General features: G+C 66.2%; 14 protein-coding genes. 7 read left to right on the top strand and 7 right to left on the bottom strand.

Annotated elements, in window-relative coordinates; genetic code table 11:
• Window positions 1-119: 119 nt before the first annotated feature.
• Complete coding sequence (locus ACSX1D_RS14605) at window positions 120-1769, top strand: phytoene desaturase family protein (protein WP_439859190.1); 1650 nt, start codon at window positions 120-122, stop codon at window positions 1767-1769.
• Between the two features lie 12 nt (window positions 1770-1781).
• On the opposite strand, the gene ACSX1D_RS14600 is transcribed toward ACSX1D_RS14605, so the two are convergent.
• The 3 genes from ACSX1D_RS14600 to ACSX1D_RS14590 all read right to left on the bottom strand — a co-directional run bounded on the left by ACSX1D_RS14600 (window position 1782) and on the right by ACSX1D_RS14590 (window position 7304).
• Complete coding sequence (locus ACSX1D_RS14600; protein ID WP_439859189.1) at window positions 1782-3392, bottom strand: FMN-binding glutamate synthase family protein; 1611 nt, start codon at window positions 3390-3392, stop codon at window positions 1782-1784.
• A 112-nt stretch (window positions 3393-3504) separates the two neighbouring features.
• Complete coding sequence (locus ACSX1D_RS14595; protein WP_439859188.1) at window positions 3505-4578, bottom strand: hypothetical protein; 1074 nt, start codon at window positions 4576-4578, stop codon at window positions 3505-3507.
• Between the two features lie 107 nt (window positions 4579-4685).
• Entirely contained in the window at window positions 4686-7304 is a 2619-nt protein-coding gene (locus ACSX1D_RS14590; protein WP_439859187.1) for a CHASE domain-containing protein, read from the bottom strand.
• 417 nt (window positions 7305-7721) lie between these two features.
• Here ACSX1D_RS14590 and ACSX1D_RS14585 point away from each other — a divergent pair, with 417 nt between their 5' ends.
• The 6 genes from ACSX1D_RS14585 (at window position 7722) to ACSX1D_RS14560 (ending at window position 13073) form a co-directional block, all read left to right on the top strand.
• Window positions 7722-8843 carry a beta-ketoacyl-ACP synthase III gene (locus tag ACSX1D_RS14585; protein WP_439859186.1) on the top strand — a complete coding sequence of 374 codons (1122 nt, stop codon included), beginning with the start codon at window positions 7722-7724 and terminating at the stop codon, window positions 8841-8843.
• Window positions 8843-9454: an RNA polymerase sigma factor gene (locus ACSX1D_RS14580; protein WP_439859185.1), complete on the top strand. Its 612-nt coding sequence runs from the start codon at window positions 8843-8845 to the stop codon at window positions 9452-9454. Before ACSX1D_RS14585 ends, ACSX1D_RS14580 begins: the two co-directional genes overlap by 1 nt.
• A complete protein-coding gene (locus tag ACSX1D_RS14575; RefSeq protein ID WP_439859184.1) occupies window positions 9448-9681 on the top strand; it encodes an anti-sigma factor family protein in 234 nt (77 codons plus the stop codon). The genes ACSX1D_RS14580 and ACSX1D_RS14575 overlap by 7 nt, the downstream gene beginning before the upstream one ends.
• 116 nt (window positions 9682-9797) lie before the next feature.
• Complete coding sequence (locus ACSX1D_RS14570; RefSeq protein WP_439859183.1) at window positions 9798-10241, top strand: hypothetical protein; 444 nt, start codon at window positions 9798-9800, stop codon at window positions 10239-10241.
• 338 nt (window positions 10242-10579) lie between these two features.
• Window positions 10580-11854 (top strand): OprO/OprP family phosphate-selective porin, encoded by a 1275-nt coding sequence (locus ACSX1D_RS14565; RefSeq protein ID WP_439859182.1) that lies wholly within the window; start codon window positions 10580-10582, stop codon window positions 11852-11854.
• 94 nt (window positions 11855-11948) lie between these two features.
• Window positions 11949-13073, top strand: a complete 1125-nt coding sequence (locus tag ACSX1D_RS14560; RefSeq protein WP_439859181.1) for a GNAT family N-acetyltransferase — start codon at window positions 11949-11951, stop codon at window positions 13071-13073.
• 158 nt (window positions 13074-13231) lie between these two features.
• Here ACSX1D_RS14560 and ACSX1D_RS14555 read toward each other — a convergent pair whose 3' ends face one another.
• From ACSX1D_RS14555 to ACSX1D_RS14540, 4 genes are all read right to left on the bottom strand, one after another.
• Complete coding sequence (locus ACSX1D_RS14555; RefSeq protein WP_439859180.1) at window positions 13232-13786, bottom strand: hypothetical protein; 555 nt, start codon at window positions 13784-13786, stop codon at window positions 13232-13234.
• Between the two features lie 144 nt (window positions 13787-13930).
• Window positions 13931-14485 carry a peptidylprolyl isomerase gene (locus tag ACSX1D_RS14550; RefSeq protein WP_439859179.1) on the bottom strand — a complete coding sequence of 185 codons (555 nt, stop codon included), beginning with the start codon at window positions 14483-14485 and terminating at the stop codon, window positions 13931-13933.
• 2 nt (window positions 14486-14487) lie between these two features.
• Entirely contained in the window at window positions 14488-15303 is an 816-nt protein-coding gene (locus ACSX1D_RS14545) for an alpha/beta fold hydrolase (RefSeq protein ID WP_439859178.1), read from the bottom strand.
• 3 nt (window positions 15304-15306) lie between these two features.
• On the bottom strand, window positions 15307-16242 hold the full coding sequence (locus ACSX1D_RS14540; protein WP_439859177.1) for a LysR family transcriptional regulator: 936 nt from the start codon (window positions 16240-16242) through the stop codon (window positions 15307-15309).
• Window positions 16243-16272 lie beyond the last annotated feature (30 nt).

Genomic DNA, 16272 nt, shown 5'->3' with positions numbered 1-16272 from the left:
GTTGAATCCGGGGTCGACGAGGTGTGGCCATTCTAAGGGGCTATGCAAAAATTTGCATTTGTCGCTGCGCTGGACTATCTATGCAAATACTTGCATAACAAAATCGCTCAGGAGCCCCGATGAAACGCACAGGAACCCGCTTTCGCAAGAACAAGGCCCACGCCCACTACGACGTGATCGTCATCGGTTCCGGAGTCGGCGGCCTGTGCACCGCTGCCTTGCTGGCCAAGGCGGGCAAGCGGGTCTGCGTGCTGGAGCAGCACTACACCGCCGGCGGCTACACCCATGTGTATGAGCGCGAGGGCTATGAGTGGGATGTCGGCGTGCATTACATCGGCGAGGTGCACAAGCCCTGGTCGGTGATCCGCCGGGTGTTCGATGTGATCAGCGACGGCCAGTTGCAGTGGGCGCCGATGGACGCGCATTACGACCATATCGTCATCGGCGACCAGCCGTTCCGCTACCTGGCCGGGCGCGATGAATTCAAGGCCGAGATCAAGCGGCACTTTCCCGAGGAAGGCGCGGCCATCGACCGCTACGTGGAGCTGATCAGCGAGGTCAGCCAGAAGATCCCGCGCTTCTTCGCCGGCCAGGCCCTGCCGCGCACCCTGGGCGTGCTGTACAACCGGCTGCGCCGGCACCTGTTTCCCGCCTATTTCTTCCAGAGCACCCGTCAGGTGCTGGAGGGCCTGACCAGCAATCAGCAGCTGATCGGCGTGCTCACCGCCCAGTGGGGCGACTACGGCCTGCCGCCGGCGCAGGCGGCGTTCATGATGCACGCCATGGTCGCCAAGCATTACATCACCGGCGGCAACTACCCGGTGGGCGGCTCGGTGCGTATCGCCGAGACCATCATCCCGGTGATCGAGGCGGCCGGCGGCCATGTGTTCACCTATGCCGGGGTCGAGCAGGTGCTGGTCGAGAACAACCGCGCCTATGGCGTGCGCCTGGTCAAGGACGGCCACCAGATCACCGCCGACAAGGTCGTCAGCTGCGCCGGCCTGCTGCCGACCTACCAGCGCCTGCTGCCAGCCGAGGTGGTGGAGCGCCATGGCCTGCTCGACAAGCTCGAGCAGGTCGAACCCTCGGCCTCCCATGTGTGCCTGTATGCCGGCTTCAAGGGCGATGCCGCCACGCTGGCCATCCCCAAGACCAACTTCTGGCTCTATCCCGAGTTCGACCACGACCTGAGCGTCAAGCGTTTCATGGACTCGCCGGGGCTGGACTTCCCGATGATCTACATCTCCTTCCCCTCGGCCAAGGACCCGGACTGGGAGCGCCGCTACCCCGGCAAGTCGACGGTGGAAATCGTCGCGCCGAGTTTCCCCCAGTGGTTCGAGCGCTGGAAGGGCAGCACCTGGAACAAGCGCGGCGAGGACTACGAGGCGTTCAAGGCGCAGATCACCGAGGTGCTGCTGGAGGCGCTGTACAAGCATCAGCCGCAGTTGCGCGAAGCCCTGGACTACTGTGAGCTGTCCACGCCGCTGTCCACCGAGTGGTTCCAGTGGAACCAGGTCGGCGAGATCTACGGCATCGAGCACACGGTGCAGCGCTTCGAGCAGCACTGGATCCACCCGCAGACGCCGATCAAGGATTTCTACCTGACCGGCTCCGACGTGGTCACCGCCGGGGTCGGCGGCGCGCTGATGGGCGGGGTGCTGACCGCCGCGCGCCTGCTCGGCTGGCGTGCCTACAAGGTCAAGCAGCTGATCGACGCGGCCTATCGGCCCGAAGCGCAGGAGCGCCAGCTGGCCGATTCGCTCAGTTGATACGCGGCTGAATCAGGCCTGCGCCGCCTCGAAGCTGTCGGCGCGGGCCATCTGCCACATGCGTGCGTAGAAGGCGCTGGCGATGGGGCCTTCGAGCAGCTCGCCGGGCTCGAGGAACTGGTGCTGCTGGGCGAACAGCTTGATCTCGGTGGCCGACATGCGCCGCACCAGGTGCCTGGCGTCCAGCTGGTCGGGGTGCTCCAGGCCGGCGGCGGCGAGCATCTCGGCCAGCGCCTTGAGGGTGTTGCGGTGGAAGTTGTGCACCCGCTGGGCCTTGTCCTCGACCACCAGGGCGCGCTGGCGCAATGGGTCCTGGGTGGCCACCCCGGTCGGGCACTTGTTGGTGTGGCAGCTCTGGCTCTGGATGCAGCCGATGGCGAACATGAAGCCGCGGGCGGCGTTGGCCCAGTCGGCGCCGATGGCCAGCACGCAGGCGATGTCGAAGGCGCTGACGATCTTGCCACTGGCGCCGAGGCGGATCTTGTCGCGCAGGTTCAGGCCGACCAGGGTGTTGTGCACGAACAGCAGGCCCTCGCGCATCGGCACGCCGAGGTGGTCGGTGAACTCCAGGGGCGCGGCGCCGGTGCCGCCCTCGTTGCCGTCGATGACGATGAAATCGGGAAGGATGCCGCTCTCCAGCATGGCCTTGGCGATGGCCATGAACTCCCAGGGATGGCCCAGGCACAGCTTGAAGCCCACCGGCTTGCCTTCCGCTAATTGACGGAGTTGTGCGATGAACTGCAGCAGCTCGATGGGCGTGGAGAAGGTGCTGTGGCGCGACGGTGACACGCAATCCTGGCCCATGGGGATGCCGCGGGTGACGGAGATTTCCGCAGTGACCTTGTGCTTGGGCAGGATGCCGCCATGGCCCGGTTTGGCGCCCTGGCTGAGCTTGATCTCGATCATCCGTACCTGGGGGCTGGCCGCCTGCTCGGCGAAGCGCTGCGGGTCGAAACGCCCCTCGCCGTCGCGACAGCCGAAGTAGCCGCTGCCGATCTCCCAGATCAGGTCGCCGCCGTGCTCGCGGTGGTAGGGACTGATGCTGCCCTCGCCGGTGTCGTGGGCGAAGTTGCCGAGCCTGGCGCCCTGGTTCAGGGCGCGGATGGCATTGGCGCTGAGCGAGCCGAAGCTCATCGCCGAGATATTGAACAGCGAGGCGCTGTAGGGCTGGCGGCATTGCGGGCCGCCAATGCTGACCCGGAAGCTCTCCGGGTCGGCCAGCGGGGCCGGGCGCATGGAGTGGCTGATGAACTCGTAGCCGTTCTGGTAGACGTCCAGCAGGGTGCCGAAGGCCTTGTCGGCGCCCTGGTTCTTCGCCCGGGCGTAGACCAGCGAGCGCTGGGCGCGGGAGAACGGCAGCTTGTCGCCATCGGCTTCCAGCAGGTACTGGCGGATCTCCGGGCGGATGCCTTCGACCAGGTAGCGGATGTTGCCGAGGATCGGGTAGTTGCGCCGCACCGCCTGGCGCGTCTGCAACAGGTCGCCGATGCCGACCAGGCTGAGCGCCGCAGTGACCAGGGTGAGGGGCCACAGCCATTGCTGGTCGAGGAAGGCCAGGCTGACCAGGGTGAACGACAGGCAGAAGGCGAAGAAGGCGTAGCGGCTGAGCAGCGACAGCGACATGCGGGCTCCGGGAGCGGGCGAGGATTGCTCAATGTAGACGCCGGCAGGGGCTTAGTCGATGGCGAAACCGCAAGCAGGCCGTCCCGCCCCGGGACGGCCTGGCGGGCAGGACTTAGCGAGCGTACAGCTTGAAGCTGTCGTCCGACGGCTCCTTGGTGGTGCCGCCCAGGTCATGGACCAGCTTCTGGGTACCGTTCATCAGGGTGGTGATGCGGCTATCGGAGGTCTTGGCCGAGGCGGCCTGGTTGCTGGTGCCGGTGATCAGCGGCGGGTTGAAGCTGAACGACCACAGGTAGTGCCAGACCGCGGCATTGTGCTTCTGGGCCTGCTGGGTGCTGCCGAAATAGCCGGTCTTGACCTCGCTGAAGGCGGTCATGTTCATCAGGCCGACGTTGTTGTCGCCGACGAAGATGGTGCTGGTGACGGCCGAGGTGCGGTAGGCCTCGAAGATCACGCCCTTGGTCTTCAGTTCGCTGACGTAGCTGCGGCAGACCTCGCCGACCCACTTGTTGCCCAGGTAGCTCTTGGCCTGGTTGGAATAGAACGGATCGAGCAGGGCGACGCGCTTGGGCAGCAGCTTGCTGCTGACGGTGCCGGAGCTGACCGCGTCGCTGATCTTCTTGGCCAGGACGATGGCCACCTGGTTGCCCAGGGAGTGGCCGAGCAGGCGGATGTTGTCGCCGGTGTAGCCGGCCAGGTTGTCCTTGTAGCTCTGGAACAGCAGGTCGCCGACCGATTGGGAGGGGCCGTTGCTGTAGACCCCGCTGGCGTTGCGCCAGCGCATGGCGCGCGGGCCGGTGGCGGTCCAGATCTTCGCCTCGGCGTCCTTCACCTCGCCCTCGTCGGCGAACTGGTTCCAGTACAGGATGCCGACGTTGTAGCCGGCCGCCAGCCAGGCGTGGGCCAGGTCCAGGTTGGGGCCGCCGGCGTCCAGGCGGTTGAAGGTCTCGCGGTTCTTGTTGACGGTGGAGCCGTTCTGCCAGCCGTGCACATAGATCACGGTCGGCTTGTTGGCACTGTAGTAGGCGTTGCTGTAGCCCGGCACGGCCTTCTGCCAGCTGTCGCCGTAGCCGAACCAGTACAGGCCGTGGTCGAGGTTGTTGAAGGTGCTGTCGGGGAACACGCCGGTGGCGGCCTCGGCCAGGGATGAAAGCGTCAGCAGAAACAGCAGAACGAGCTTGCGCATGAAACGATCCCTCTATTGTTGTTGTGTGGGGTCGCTTGAGGTTAACGACAGCATCGATTCCAGCCATCGCCCGGACGGGTGAGGGCTGGCCGCGCATTGTCGAGGGTTCAGGCGTCGGCCAGCGGCAGGCTGAAGTAGAAGGTGCTGCCCTGACCGAGCTGGCTGCGGTAGCCGATCTGCCCGTGCATGCGTTCGATCAGGGTCTTGCAGATGCTCAGTCCCAGGCCGGTGCCGCCGCGCCGGCGGCTGTCGGAACTGTCGGCCTGGGCGAACTTCTGGAAGATGCGCTCGCGGAACTCATCGGCGATGCCGGGGCCGTGGTCGAGCACCTGGACCCTGACCTGGGCATCGACGACCTCGGCGGAAATCTCCACCTGGCCCTGGGGCTCGGAGAACTTCACCGCGTTGGCGATCAGGTTGCTCAGCACCTGCTGCAGGCGCTGGCCGTCGACCCGCACCGGCACCTGGGCGGGCAGGGCGCTGTCGTCCAGGCTGAGCCTGACCTGGTGGCCGTCGGCATAACCCTGGTTGTGCGCCAGCGCCTCGTGCAGCAGCGGGCGCAGGTCGGTGCGGGTGAGCTGGATGCGGCTGTGGCCGAACTCCAGCTTCTCGATATCGAGGATGTCATTGACCAGGCTGACCAGGCGCTCGGAGTTGCTCTGGGCGATGCGCACCAGTTCGTGGGCCTGGGCGCCGAGGGGGCCGACCGCGCCGGCGGTGAGCAGGCCGAGCGAACCCTTGATCGAGGTCAGCGGGGTGCGCAGCTCATGGCTGACGGTGGCGATAAACTCGCTCTTCAGGCGCTCGACCTGCTTGCGTGCGCTGATATCGCGGAGCATGCAGATATACAGGCGGCGTCCCGGTAGTTCATAGCTGCTCAGGCTGATCTCCAGCTCCAGCTGGTTGGCGTGCGCATGGCTGCCGCTGACCTCCAGGGCCTTGCGCAGTTGTCCGTCCAGCGCGGCTGCGCTGCAGGGCCGCAGGCTGGGGATCAGGCTGCCGATGGGACGCCCGACCAGTTCGCTGGTGGCGTAGCCGAACAGCCGGCTGCTGGCAGGGTTGGCACGCTCGATCAGGCCCTGCTCGTCGAAGATGAGGATGCCCTCGGCGGCGTTCTCCAGGATTTCGCTGAGTTCCAGGGTGCGTTGCCGTACCTCATGGCGGATCTGATCGGCGCGCCCGGTAGTGGTCAGCAGGTAGCCGCCGAGCAGGCTGCACAGCAGCAGGCCGCCTGCCAGTACGGCCCAGGGCTGCAGGCCGTGGTTGCGCTGCAGGAAGGCCTCGGTCGGCGAGATCGCCAGGCGCAAGCGGCGTTCTCCGATCTCCAGCTGTTCCTCCCAGAGCAGGTCCGCTGCATAAGCTGGCAGGGCGGCATCGGCCTGGCCGTAGAGGGGCTGCGGTTCGGCATCCGTGATGTCCTCCAGGTGCAGCTGATAGCTGTCAGCCGGGTAGGCCTTCATCGCGTTCTCTATCAGGTCGGCCATGCGTACGACTGCTGCCGCGTAGCCACGCAGCTGGCGCCTGCGCTCGGCGATGCTGGACGGTGGAAGGTCGCCCTTGTAGACCGGATACAGCAGCAGCACCCCGGGCTGTGGCGTCTCGTTGTCCTGAATCAGGGTGATAGGGGCGGTCATTACCGTGTGGGCGCTGTCACGGGCACTCTCCAGGGCCCGTCGGCGCAACGGCATGGAGGCTACGTCGAAACCGAGTGCCTTGCTGTTGAGGGCGAAGGGCTCGACGTAGGTCACCGGCACATAGAACGGCCGCGGTCCGGCGGGGACCAGTTGGCCCGCGCCGTCGTGCTCGCGGATATGGAAATCCGCCAAGCCTTCGGCGGCCATCCGTGCCTCGAACTCCGTTCGCTGCTCACCGGTTATCAGGGCATCCCAGCTCAGCGCGGTGATTCCCGGATAGGTGCTGGGCAGGTTGGCGACGAAGCGGGCGAAGTCCTTGCGTGACACCGCGTCGGAGGAGGCAAACAGCCGTTCGATGGACTGCGCGGCCTTGCTGTAGAGCTCGAAGCGGAACTTGAGGGTGGTGCTCATCATCTTCGCCTGCTCGTGGAAGCGCAGGCGCAGGTTGTTCTGCTCGGCTTCGCTGGCGCGGATGAAGAGCAGCACCATGATCGCGCAGCTGATCAATAACGGCAGGCCGACGCTGCTGGCGCGGCTGCGCCACAGCGGGCGGGGCTCGGCGAACAGGATGAACATCAGCGGGGTGAAGAGCAGCACGCCGATGCTGTCGCCGACCCACCAGGTCCACCAGCTGAACGGCAACTCCTCGGCGCCGATTATCTGGCTGAGGTAGAGCACCCCGGTGCCGATGCTGGCGCTGATCAGGCAGGCCATCGGCCCGCCGAGCAGGAGCAGCAGGAGAATGCTGCGTTGGCCGGTGAGCGGGGTGGGAAAACCGACAAAGTTGCGAATCAGCCAGCTGGCCGCCAGCCCCTGCAGCGTGGTGCCGAGGGCGATGCCGGCGGCCACCAGCAGGTCCTGCAGGCTCAACTGGTCGAGGCTGTTGAAGCCGATGCTGAGGTTGAGCAGGGTCGAGCCGAGAAATACCCCGACCAGCATCGGGTAGCCCCAGATCAGCACGGCAGCCAGGGCTATCCCCACCGGCGGAAAGACCGCGCTGGCGAAGCCGGGCGCAATGGCCAGCATCAGCGCCAGGCGGCCGGCAACGGCAAAGGCCAGGGCCAGCAGGAGGATTCTCAGGGCTAGTGGCATCGGGGAGTGCATGGGTTGCTGGGGCTCCGGGTGGACGCATTGTGCTCGGTCGAGCCAGCGCTACCTGTACTTTAGGCAAAGTTCACCGTCAGAACGGCATGATCCCCACGCCGATGTCCTGTGTGCAAGCCGAAATTGCCGCCGCCAGCCGTCGCGGGCGAATCGAGCTGGCCGCCGCACAGCGCCTCGCTACACTGAATCGCAGTCGCTGTCGGCGCTGCAGGCCGCCAGTCAGTCGCTTGTTTGAGCTGCGGACGAAATCGGCTCGGCTGTGGCACACTCTGCGCCTTGCAAGAGGGGCAGGGCGCCGAACGCCGGCGTCTCGCCGCCTCCCTGAATCTGCGCCTGCAGCCCGTGCTGGCCACAGGCTCCTGCATAACCGGCCGCCAGGTGCGGCAGCGAACATGAGGAATGAGCGTGCATAACGTCGTCATCAGCGGTACCGGCCTGTACACCCCGGTCTACAGCATTTCCAACGACGAGCTGGTGGCGTCCTTCAATGCCTATGTGCAGCAGTTCAACGCCGACAATGCCGAGGCCATCGCCCGTGGCGAGGTCGAGGCGCTGGCCGAGTCGAGCAGTGCCTTCATCGAGAAGGCCTCGGGCATCAAGAGCCGCTTCGTGGTCGACAAGGAAGGCATTCTCGATCCGCAGCGCATGCTGCCGCGGATCCCCGAACGCACCAACGAACAGTGGGGCATTCTCTGCGAGATGGCGGTAGCCGCCGCCGAGCAGGCCCTGGCGCGTGCCGGCAAGACCGCGGCGGACATCGACGGGGTGATAGTCGCCTGCTCCAACCTGCAGCGCGGCTACCCGGCGGTGGCCATCGAAGTGCAGGCAGCCCTGGGCATCCGGGGTTTCGGCTTCGACATGAACGTGGCCTGCAGCTCGGCCACCTTCGGCATCCAGGCCGCGGCCAACAGCGTGCAGCTGGGCCAGGCGCGGGCGGTGCTGATGGTCAACCCGGAGATCTGCACCGGCCACCTGAACTTCCGCGACCGCGACAGCCACTTCATCTTCGGCGATGCCTGCACCGCGGTGATCGTCGAACGCGCCGACCTGGCCACTGCCGCGCAGCAGTTCGAGATCGTCGGCACCAAGTTGCTGACCCAGTTCTCCAACAATATCCGCAACAACTTCGGCTTCCTCAACCGCTGCGCCGAGGAGGGCGTGGGCGCCCGCGACAAGCTGTTCGTCCAGGAAGGGCGCAAGGTGTTCAAGGAAGTCTGCCCGATGGTCGCCGAACTGATCGCCGCGCACCTGCAGGAGAACGGTCTCGAGGTCAGCCAGGTCAAGCGCTTCTGGCTGCACCAGGCCAACCTCAACATGAACCTGCTGATCGCCCGCAAACTGCTCGGCCGCGATGCCGAGCCCAATGAGGCGCCGGTGATTCTCGACACCTACGCCAATACCAGTTCCGCCGGCTCGGTGATCGCCCTGCACAAGCACCAGGACGATCTGCCCAGTGGCGCTTTGGGCGTGCTCAGTTCCTTCGGTGCCGGTTATTCGATCGGCAGCGTGATCCTGCGTAAGCGCTGATGGACTACTCGGCCGACAGTGCATTGCTCGCCCGGCTGCTGGCGGGCGAACAGCAGGCCTTTGCCGAGCTGGTGACCCGCTATCAGGGCGCCATGCGCGCGGTGGCCTTCGCCATCGTCGGCAGTCGCAATGCCGACGAGGTGGTGCAGGACGCCTGGCTGGCGGTGGTGCGCAGCCTGGATGGTTTCCAGGGGCGCTCCAGCCTGAAGACCTGGCTGCTGACCATCACCGCCAACGCCGCCAAGACGCGCCTCAAGCAGAATCGCCGGGAGGTGCTGCTGGATGACCTGCCCGCGCCCCACGGCTCGATCGGCGAAGAGCGTTTCTCCGAAAGCGGCCACTGGTTGCTGGAGCCGCACGCCTGGCACCAGGACAGCCCGGAGGCCCTGCTGGCCGAGAGCGAACTGCGCGAGTGCCTCGAGAAAACCCTGGTCAGTCTGTCCGAGTTGCAGGGTAGCGTGCTGCTGCTGCGCGAGCGCCAGGGCCTGGAGCTGGAGGAGATCTGTAATCTTCTGGACATCTCGCTCTCCAATGTCCGGGTGTTACTGCATAGGGCGCGTCTGAAGGTCTTTGCCACCCTGGAGCATTTCGAGGAGACTGGCCAATGCTGACTTGCAAGGAACTGGTGGCAAACTCCAGCGACTTTTTGGATCGTCAGCTGAGCCTGCGGCTGCGCCTGTCGGTGCGCGCCCACTTGGCGATGTGCGTCAAGTGCCGACGCTTCATCCGGCAGATGCGTCTCAGCCAGGCGGTGCTGCGCCAGCTGCCCGAGGGCCAGAGCCCCGAGCTGGACGCCCTGGCGAAGGCGCTGGCCAGGCAGCGGCGCGATATGCTGTAGGCACCCGTGTTTGCGCCGGGTTGGCCTGCCGTGCCTGCGGTGGGCCTCTGGCGCGTCCGGGGCGATGACGCCTGTGGCTATACTGAGCGGCTCGACACCTGGGCCGGGGAGTACAGATGCCTAGCTTTTCTTCCGATGACGATTGGTACGCCGGACTCAAGGCACTCTGCCTCGACGACTTCCCCAAGCGCTGCCGCAACTGCGGGCGAACCTTCGCCAGCGAAGAGGAGTACTGCCGCGAGACCCAGGCGATTCGCCCGGAGATCACCGGCCTCAAGGGGGTCGATGACCCGGAGGACGGGCCGCTGGTCGAGGTCTTCCGCAACTGCGTGTGCGGTTCCACCTTGCTGGTGTCCTGCTGCTCGCGGCGCGACGACTCGGAGGCCGGACATAAACGCCGGGAGCAGTTCGACCGGCTGCTGAACATCCTCGAGCAGCGGGGCCTGGCGCGGGAGCAGGCGCGCGCGGAGCTGCTCAAGGTCATGTCCGGTGTGCGCAGCGCGGTGCTGGAGGCCCACTACGGCCAGGTCGCTGCCCAGGCCGGTGAACTGGGCGGCTGATTCCTCCTCGCGCCAGGAATCGCTCGGCGAGCCAGGCCTGGCGCCGCCCGAACCCATTTCCCGATGCCGCTGCCGCCACGCAGGCTGGCCGGCGTGTACGCGCTATCCCCTCTCCCAGCAGACCAGGCAACAGGTGCCGCCTGGCGCTGGCGACTGCCCGGAGCTGCGCCAGGGGCGCTTCGCGCTGCAGTCCGGCAGGCTGGAAAAGTTCCTTTGTCATCAAACATTTATATATCAGCCACGGCACTGAAATGTTCCGCCGCGAAGATTCCCCTCCAACACGAACGAGCCTGAGTGCTCGGGTGTTTTCAACACTAAGTCCATTAGGGGAATGTTCGATGATCCGTAAGCACTTCGCCGGTTTCGCAGCCAGCGCCCTGGCCCTGGTCGTTTCCGCCCAGGCTTTCGCCGGTACCGTCACCACCGACGGCACCGATATCGTGATCAAGACCAAGGGTGGCCTGGAAGTCGCCACCACCGACAAGCAGTTCGGTTTCAAGATCGGTGGCCGCCTGCAGGCCGACGTCGACAGCTTCGATGGCCTCTACAGTGCTAACGGCAACCGCTCCGATGAGCCCTACTTCCGCCGCGCCATCCTGGAAATCTCCGGTGTCGCCTACCAGGACTGGAAGTACGCATTCAACGTGGACTTCGCCGCCGATAATGGCACCAGTAAGTGGGACGAGGCGTCGGTGACCTACACCGGCTTCACCCGCTACGCGCCCCTGGCGGTCAAGGTTGGCCGTTTCGACCCGGACTTCGGCCTGGAGAAGGCCACCAGCTCCAAGTGGATCAGCACCATCGAGCGCTCGGCGATCTATGACCTGGCCGACTGGGTCAACGACAAGCAGGACGGCATGGGCCTTCAGGTCTCCGGCATGACCGGCGGCGTGTTCTACGGTTCGGCCGGCTACTTCCACCGCGAGGGCAGCGAGAACGAGGATGCCGACGGCCAGTCCAACGGCGGCTACAACCTGCGCGGCGTGTTTGCGCCGATGGCCGAGCCTGGCAAGGTGCTGCACTTCGGTGTGGATTACGCGCAGCGTGACGTCGAGGACTTTGATGGCCGCGTGCGCTCGCGCCTGAATGTGCGGGGCATGACCGAGAACGGCAAGAACAAGCAGGACCGCATTATCTTCGCCCCCGGCGTGGCCGGCCAGTTCGACGGCGACAGCGCCTGGGGTGCGGAATTCGCCTACGCTACGGGGCCGTTCTCGGTGCAGAGCGAATACCTGATGCGCGATATCGACGCCAAGTCCGGATCGGCCCGTGGCGACCGCGAAGCCACCGGCTACAACGTGCAACTGGCCTACACCCTGACCGGCGAAGCCCGTGGCTACAAGCTGGATGGCGCCAAGTTCGACAGCATCAAGCCGACCGACAAGCAGACCGGCGCCTGGGAACTGGTGTACCGCTACGACAACGTCAAGGCCGAAGAGAGTGGCTTCGTCGATACCAAGGGCAAGGTCCACACCCTGGGGGTGAACTGGTACGCCAACGAATCGGTCAAGGTGGCGGCCAACTACATCAAGGCCAAGGTCGACAACACGGGCAACGCCGCTGGCGATGACGACGGCGATGCTGTCAGCCTGCGCCTGCAGTACGTGTTCTAAGCAACCGGCGTTACGACGCAAGACTTGTCGCTCCGTTGAAGCCCCGCCCCGTGCGGGGCTTTTTTTCGTCCGCGCGAGGGGCCAGACTGCGGCCATGCCGATTGCCACCCTGCACCACCTCAGTGAACTCGATGCCGCCACCTGGGATGCCTTGCTCCCGGCCGGCCAGCCGTTCTTGCGCCATGCCTTCCTCGCCGCGCTGGAAGACAGCGGCAGCGTCGGCGGCCGCAGCGGCTGGCAGGCGGCCCACCAAATCTGGCTGGACGAGCGGCAGCGGCCGCTGGCGGCCATGCCGGCCTACGTGAAGCACCATTCCTATGGCGAGTACGTGTTCGACCACGGTTGGGCCGATGCCTGCCGCCGCGCCGGCATCGCCTACTACCCCAAACTGCTGGGGGCCATTCCCTTCTCGCCGGTGAGCGGTCCGCGCCTGCTCGGCGATCCACTGGCGGCGGGCCGGTTGCTCGATGCCTTGAGCGAGAGCCTGGAGCGCCAGGGCCTGTCCAGCCTGCACATCAACTTCACCGATCCGGCCGCCGACGAGCTGCTGCGCGGCCGCGAGGGCTGGCTGGAGCGCCTGGGCTGCCAGTACCACTGGCGCAATCGTGGTTACCGGGATTTTCAGGACTTCCTCGACGCGCTCAGTTCGCGCAAGCGCAAGCAGATCCGCAAGGAGCGCGAGCAGGTGGCCGGCCAGGGCATCGACTTCGACTGGCGCGGCGGGCATCAGCTCAGCGAGGCGGAGTGGGACTTCGTCTACCTCTGCTACGCCAATACCTACCGGGTGCGCGGTCAGGCCCCCTACCTGAGCCGCGATTTCTTCAGCCTGCTGGCCGCGCGCATGCCCGAGGCCATCCGCGTGGTGCTGGCGCACCAGGGCGGCCGGCCGGTGGCCATGGCCTTCAGCCTGGTCGGTGGCGACAGCCTCTACGGGCGCTACTGGGGCTGCCTGGCGGAGTTCGACCGCCTGCACTTCGAGACCTGTTTCTACCAGGGCATGGACCAGGCCATCGCCCAGGGCCTGCAGCGCTTCGATGCCGGCGCCCAGGGCGAGCACAAGCTGATCCGCGGCTTCGAGCCGGTGCTCACGCGTTCCTGGCATTACCTCTGCCACCCGGGCCTGCGCGCGGCGGTGGCGGACTTTCTCGAGCAGGAGCGGGGCGGCGTGCAGGGCTATGCCGAGCAGGCGCGCGATTTGCTGCCCTATCGGCAGGGCTGAGCCGGGCCGCTGCCCCCCGATGAACGCTTATTTCGATGTGTTGCCTTTGCCCCGCAGGGGCTGCCGTCTCCCACGCCCGGCACTCGACGGGCAGGGGTCAGGCAATGAAAAACGCCCGGCGCCAGGGCGGCGTCGGGCGTGGAGTCTCGGCCGGGCGCTTAGCGCTTGTAGCGAGCCTGGAACTGCTCGATCAGCGCGAGTGGCTTGCTCTCTTCCTTGATCATGCCGTAGACCACCCGCTCGCCGTTCGGGCCGGAGCCGATTTCGGTATGACGGAAGATCGGCTCGCGCAGGTTGATGGTATCGATCATGTCGCCGTAGCGCTGGAACACGTAGATCACCCCGTCCTGGCGGATCTCGCCGTAGAAGGGATTGGCCGGCGTCAGGCTGACATTGAGGAACCGGTAGGCGGCGATCTGCTCCAGTGCCTTGCCCTGGTCCTCGGCGCGCAGGGCGAGGATGACCGACTGGCCATACTTGTCCTGCTGTTCCAGGTCCTTCAGGTAGGGCGCCTTGCCGGTGGCGAGGAAGTCACGAAACACCTGGTAGTCGTCGAACACGTAGAGTTCGTTGTCGGTGCGGACCTGGTACCAGTCCTCGTTGTTCGGTGACGTCGCGCTTGTCGCGGGTGCGGTGCCTTGCAGGCTGCATGCGCTCAATGCGCCAGCCAGCAGGGCGAGGGCGAGGGGTTTGCAGATGAAGCGTGGTGACATGGTGAGACTCCTCCTGAGGGTGGCGGAGAATCTGCTCCAGTGCCGTGACGCGATGATGACGAAATGAAGGCGCGTCGATGACAGCTGCAGGCCGGGCCGGAGGGCCGGCCTGCAGCAGGCGCCGGGGAGTGGCGCAGGCCAGGCTTACAGGCGCTTGGCCTCGAGGATCAGCACCGGCTCGCGCGGCACGTTCTGGTGGCCGCCACGGTTGCCGGTGGGCACCTGGGCGATCTTGTCGACCACCTCCATGCCGCGCACCACCTTGCCGAATACCGCGTAGCCGAAGTCGCGGCTGCCGTGGTCGAGGAAGGCGTTGTCCTTGTGGTTGATGAAGAACTGGCTGGTGGCCGAGTCACGCACCTGGGTGCGGGCCATGGCCAGGGTGCCGCGCACGTTGTGCAGGCCGTTGTCGGCTTCGTTCTTGATCGGCGCGCGGGTCTGCTTCTGCTGCAGGTCGGCGTCGAAGCCGCCGCCCTGGATCATGAAGCCGGGGATCACCCGGTGGAACTGGGTGCCGGCATAGTGGCCGCTGTCCACGTAGGCGAGGAAGTTCTCCACGCTGATCGGCGCCTTCTCGGCTTCCAGCTCGATTTCGATTTCGCCGGCGCTGGTGGTCAGCAGCACCTTGGGCTTCTCCGCGGCCAGCAGGCTGGTGGACAGCAGCAGGGTACAGGCGGCGAGGGCGAGTTGTTTGAGCATTGTCATGGGTCCTTGTGGTGGGTGGAGGCGGCCCGTTCGACTTCGGCGAGGAAGGCCAGCAGGCTGCTATTGAAACGCTGTGGTTGATCCAGGGGTGTGGCGTGGCGCGAATTTTCGATCACCAGCAGGCGCGCATCGGGCAGTTCCTTGACGTAGGCCTCCTTCTGCGCCACCGGGGTGTAGTCGCGGTCCGCGCTGATCACCAGGGTAGGACAGGTGATGCGCGCCAGGCGTTCCCGCACGCCCCAGCCGATGATGGCGTCGAGGCTGGCCAAATAGGCGCGCTTGTCATTCTGTGGCCAGCGTTGCTCGATCTTGCGCCGCAGTTCGGCCTGATGCGGGTGGGGGAACAGCAGGCGGCCGAGGCCCTTGGCGATGGTCCTGAGGCTGAGCAGGCGCGACAGGCTCCAGCGCTTGGCGATCTCCAGGCGCTCGCGCAGGTTGCGCGCCTTGACCTCCGGCGAGCTGTTGACGATGCACAGGCTCCTGAGCAGCTGCGGGCGGTCGACGCCGAGCTGGAAGCCGACCATCCCGCCCATGGAAATGCCGACCAGATGCACCGCCTCCAGGCGCAGGTGCTCGATCAGCGCCGCTACATCCTCGGCGAAGCCGGCGATGCTGTAGCGCTCCCGGGGTTTGTCGGAGCGGCCATGACCACGCAGGTCGAGGGCGATCACCCGGTAATTGGCGGCCAGGTCGTCGATCTGGTATTCCCAGTCGCGGGTGCTCGAGCCGAGGCCATGCACCAGTAGCAGCGGCGCGCCGTGGCCGTATTCCTCGTAGTGCAGCTGGCAGCCGTCGCTGTCGAAATAAGCCATGGACTAGGACCTTTCGGAGGGCGGCAGGGGGGCGGCGAAGGCCACGTCGAGTGGCGCGGCGTCGAAGCGGCGGATCAGCTCGGCGAGGATCTGCGTCGCCGGGCCCAGCGGCTTGTCCTTGTTCGAGTACAGCAGGTAGCGGGTATTGCGACTGCCGCCCTGGTCCAGGGGCAGCGGCTTGAGCAGACCGTCCTTGAGCTCGCGCTCGATCAGGTGGCGCGGCAGCCAGGCGAAGCCCAGGCCGCTGCTGACGAAGCTGGCGGCGGTGGCCAGGCTGCCGACCGTCCAGCGCTGCTCGGCGCCGAGCCAGCCGACGTCGCGCGGCTGCTGGCGGCCGGAATCACGGATGACCACCTGCATCTGGCTCTCCAGATCCTGGAAGCTCAGCTCCCGCTGCAGGCGGTGCAGCGCATGGTCGGGGTGGGCGACGGCGACGAACTCCACGGTGCTCATCTCGGTGCAGAGATAGCCGGGGATGTTCAGGCCGCTGATGGCCAGGTCGGCGGTGCCTTCCTTGAGCACGTCCTCGACGCCGGACAGCACTTCCTCGCGCAGGCGCACACGGCAGCCGCGGCTCTGCGGCATGAAGGCGCTGAGCGCCTGGACCAGGCGGGCATTGGGGTAGGCGGCATCGACCACCAGGCGCACCTCGGCTTCCCAGCCCTGCTCCATGTTGTGCGCCAGGTCTTCCAGCTGACTGGCCTGCTTGACCAGTTGGCGCGAGCGGCGCAGCAGCGCGTCACCGGCCTCGGTGAGCACCGCCTTGCGCCCGTCGATGCGCAGCAGTGGCACGCCGAGCTGCTCCTGCATGCGCGCCACCGTGTAGCTGACCGAGGATTGCGAACGGTGCAGTGCCTCGGCGGCCTGGGCGAAGCCGCCCTGATCGACCACCGCCTGCAGGGTTCGCCATTGATCGAGGGTCACGCGTGGCGCTTTCATTATGTTCTCCTATTCACCCGACACGCCGGG

Source organism: Pseudomonas sp. MBLB4136 (assembly GCF_051904765.1).
In the GTDB taxonomy this organism is placed as follows: domain Bacteria; phylum Pseudomonadota; class Gammaproteobacteria; order Pseudomonadales; family Pseudomonadaceae; genus Aquipseudomonas.
The sequence above is the reverse complement of the archived record's forward strand: the minus strand, read 5'-3'. Positions and strand labels throughout refer to the sequence as shown.

Excerpts from the sequence above, each read along its gene's own strand:
- ACSX1D_RS14575 (WP_439859184.1), top strand. The coding sequence starts at position 9,448 with ATGCTGACTTGCAAGGAACTGGTGGCAAACTCCAGCGACTTTTTGGAT.
- ACSX1D_RS14595 (WP_439859188.1), bottom strand. The coding sequence starts at position 4,578 with ATGCGCAAGCTCGTTCTGCTGTTTCTGCTGACGCTTTCATCCCTGGCC.
- ACSX1D_RS14560 (WP_439859181.1), top strand. The coding sequence starts at position 11,949 with ATGCCGATTGCCACCCTGCACCACCTCAGTGAACTCGATGCCGCCACC.
- ACSX1D_RS14580 (WP_439859185.1), top strand. The coding sequence starts at position 8,843 with ATGGACTACTCGGCCGACAGTGCATTGCTCGCCCGGCTGCTGGCGGGC.
- ACSX1D_RS14550 (WP_439859179.1), bottom strand. The coding sequence starts at position 14,485 with ATGCTCAAACAACTCGCCCTCGCCGCCTGTACCCTGCTGCTGTCCACC.
- ACSX1D_RS14555 (WP_439859180.1), bottom strand. The coding sequence starts at position 13,786 with ATGTCACCACGCTTCATCTGCAAACCCCTCGCCCTCGCCCTGCTGGCT.
- ACSX1D_RS14545 (WP_439859178.1), bottom strand. The coding sequence starts at position 15,303 with ATGGCTTATTTCGACAGCGACGGCTGCCAGCTGCACTACGAGGAATAC.
- ACSX1D_RS14590 (WP_439859187.1), bottom strand. The coding sequence starts at position 7,304 with ATGCCACTAGCCCTGAGAATCCTCCTGCTGGCCCTGGCCTTTGCCGTT.
- ACSX1D_RS14600 (WP_439859189.1), bottom strand. The coding sequence starts at position 3,392 with ATGTCGCTGTCGCTGCTCAGCCGCTACGCCTTCTTCGCCTTCTGCCTG.
- ACSX1D_RS14565 (WP_439859182.1), top strand. The coding sequence starts at position 10,580 with ATGATCCGTAAGCACTTCGCCGGTTTCGCAGCCAGCGCCCTGGCCCTG.
- ACSX1D_RS14540 (WP_439859177.1), bottom strand. The coding sequence starts at position 16,242 with ATGAAAGCGCCACGCGTGACCCTCGATCAATGGCGAACCCTGCAGGCG.
- ACSX1D_RS14605 (WP_439859190.1), top strand. The coding sequence starts at position 120 with ATGAAACGCACAGGAACCCGCTTTCGCAAGAACAAGGCCCACGCCCAC.
- ACSX1D_RS14570 (WP_439859183.1), top strand. The coding sequence starts at position 9,798 with ATGCCTAGCTTTTCTTCCGATGACGATTGGTACGCCGGACTCAAGGCA.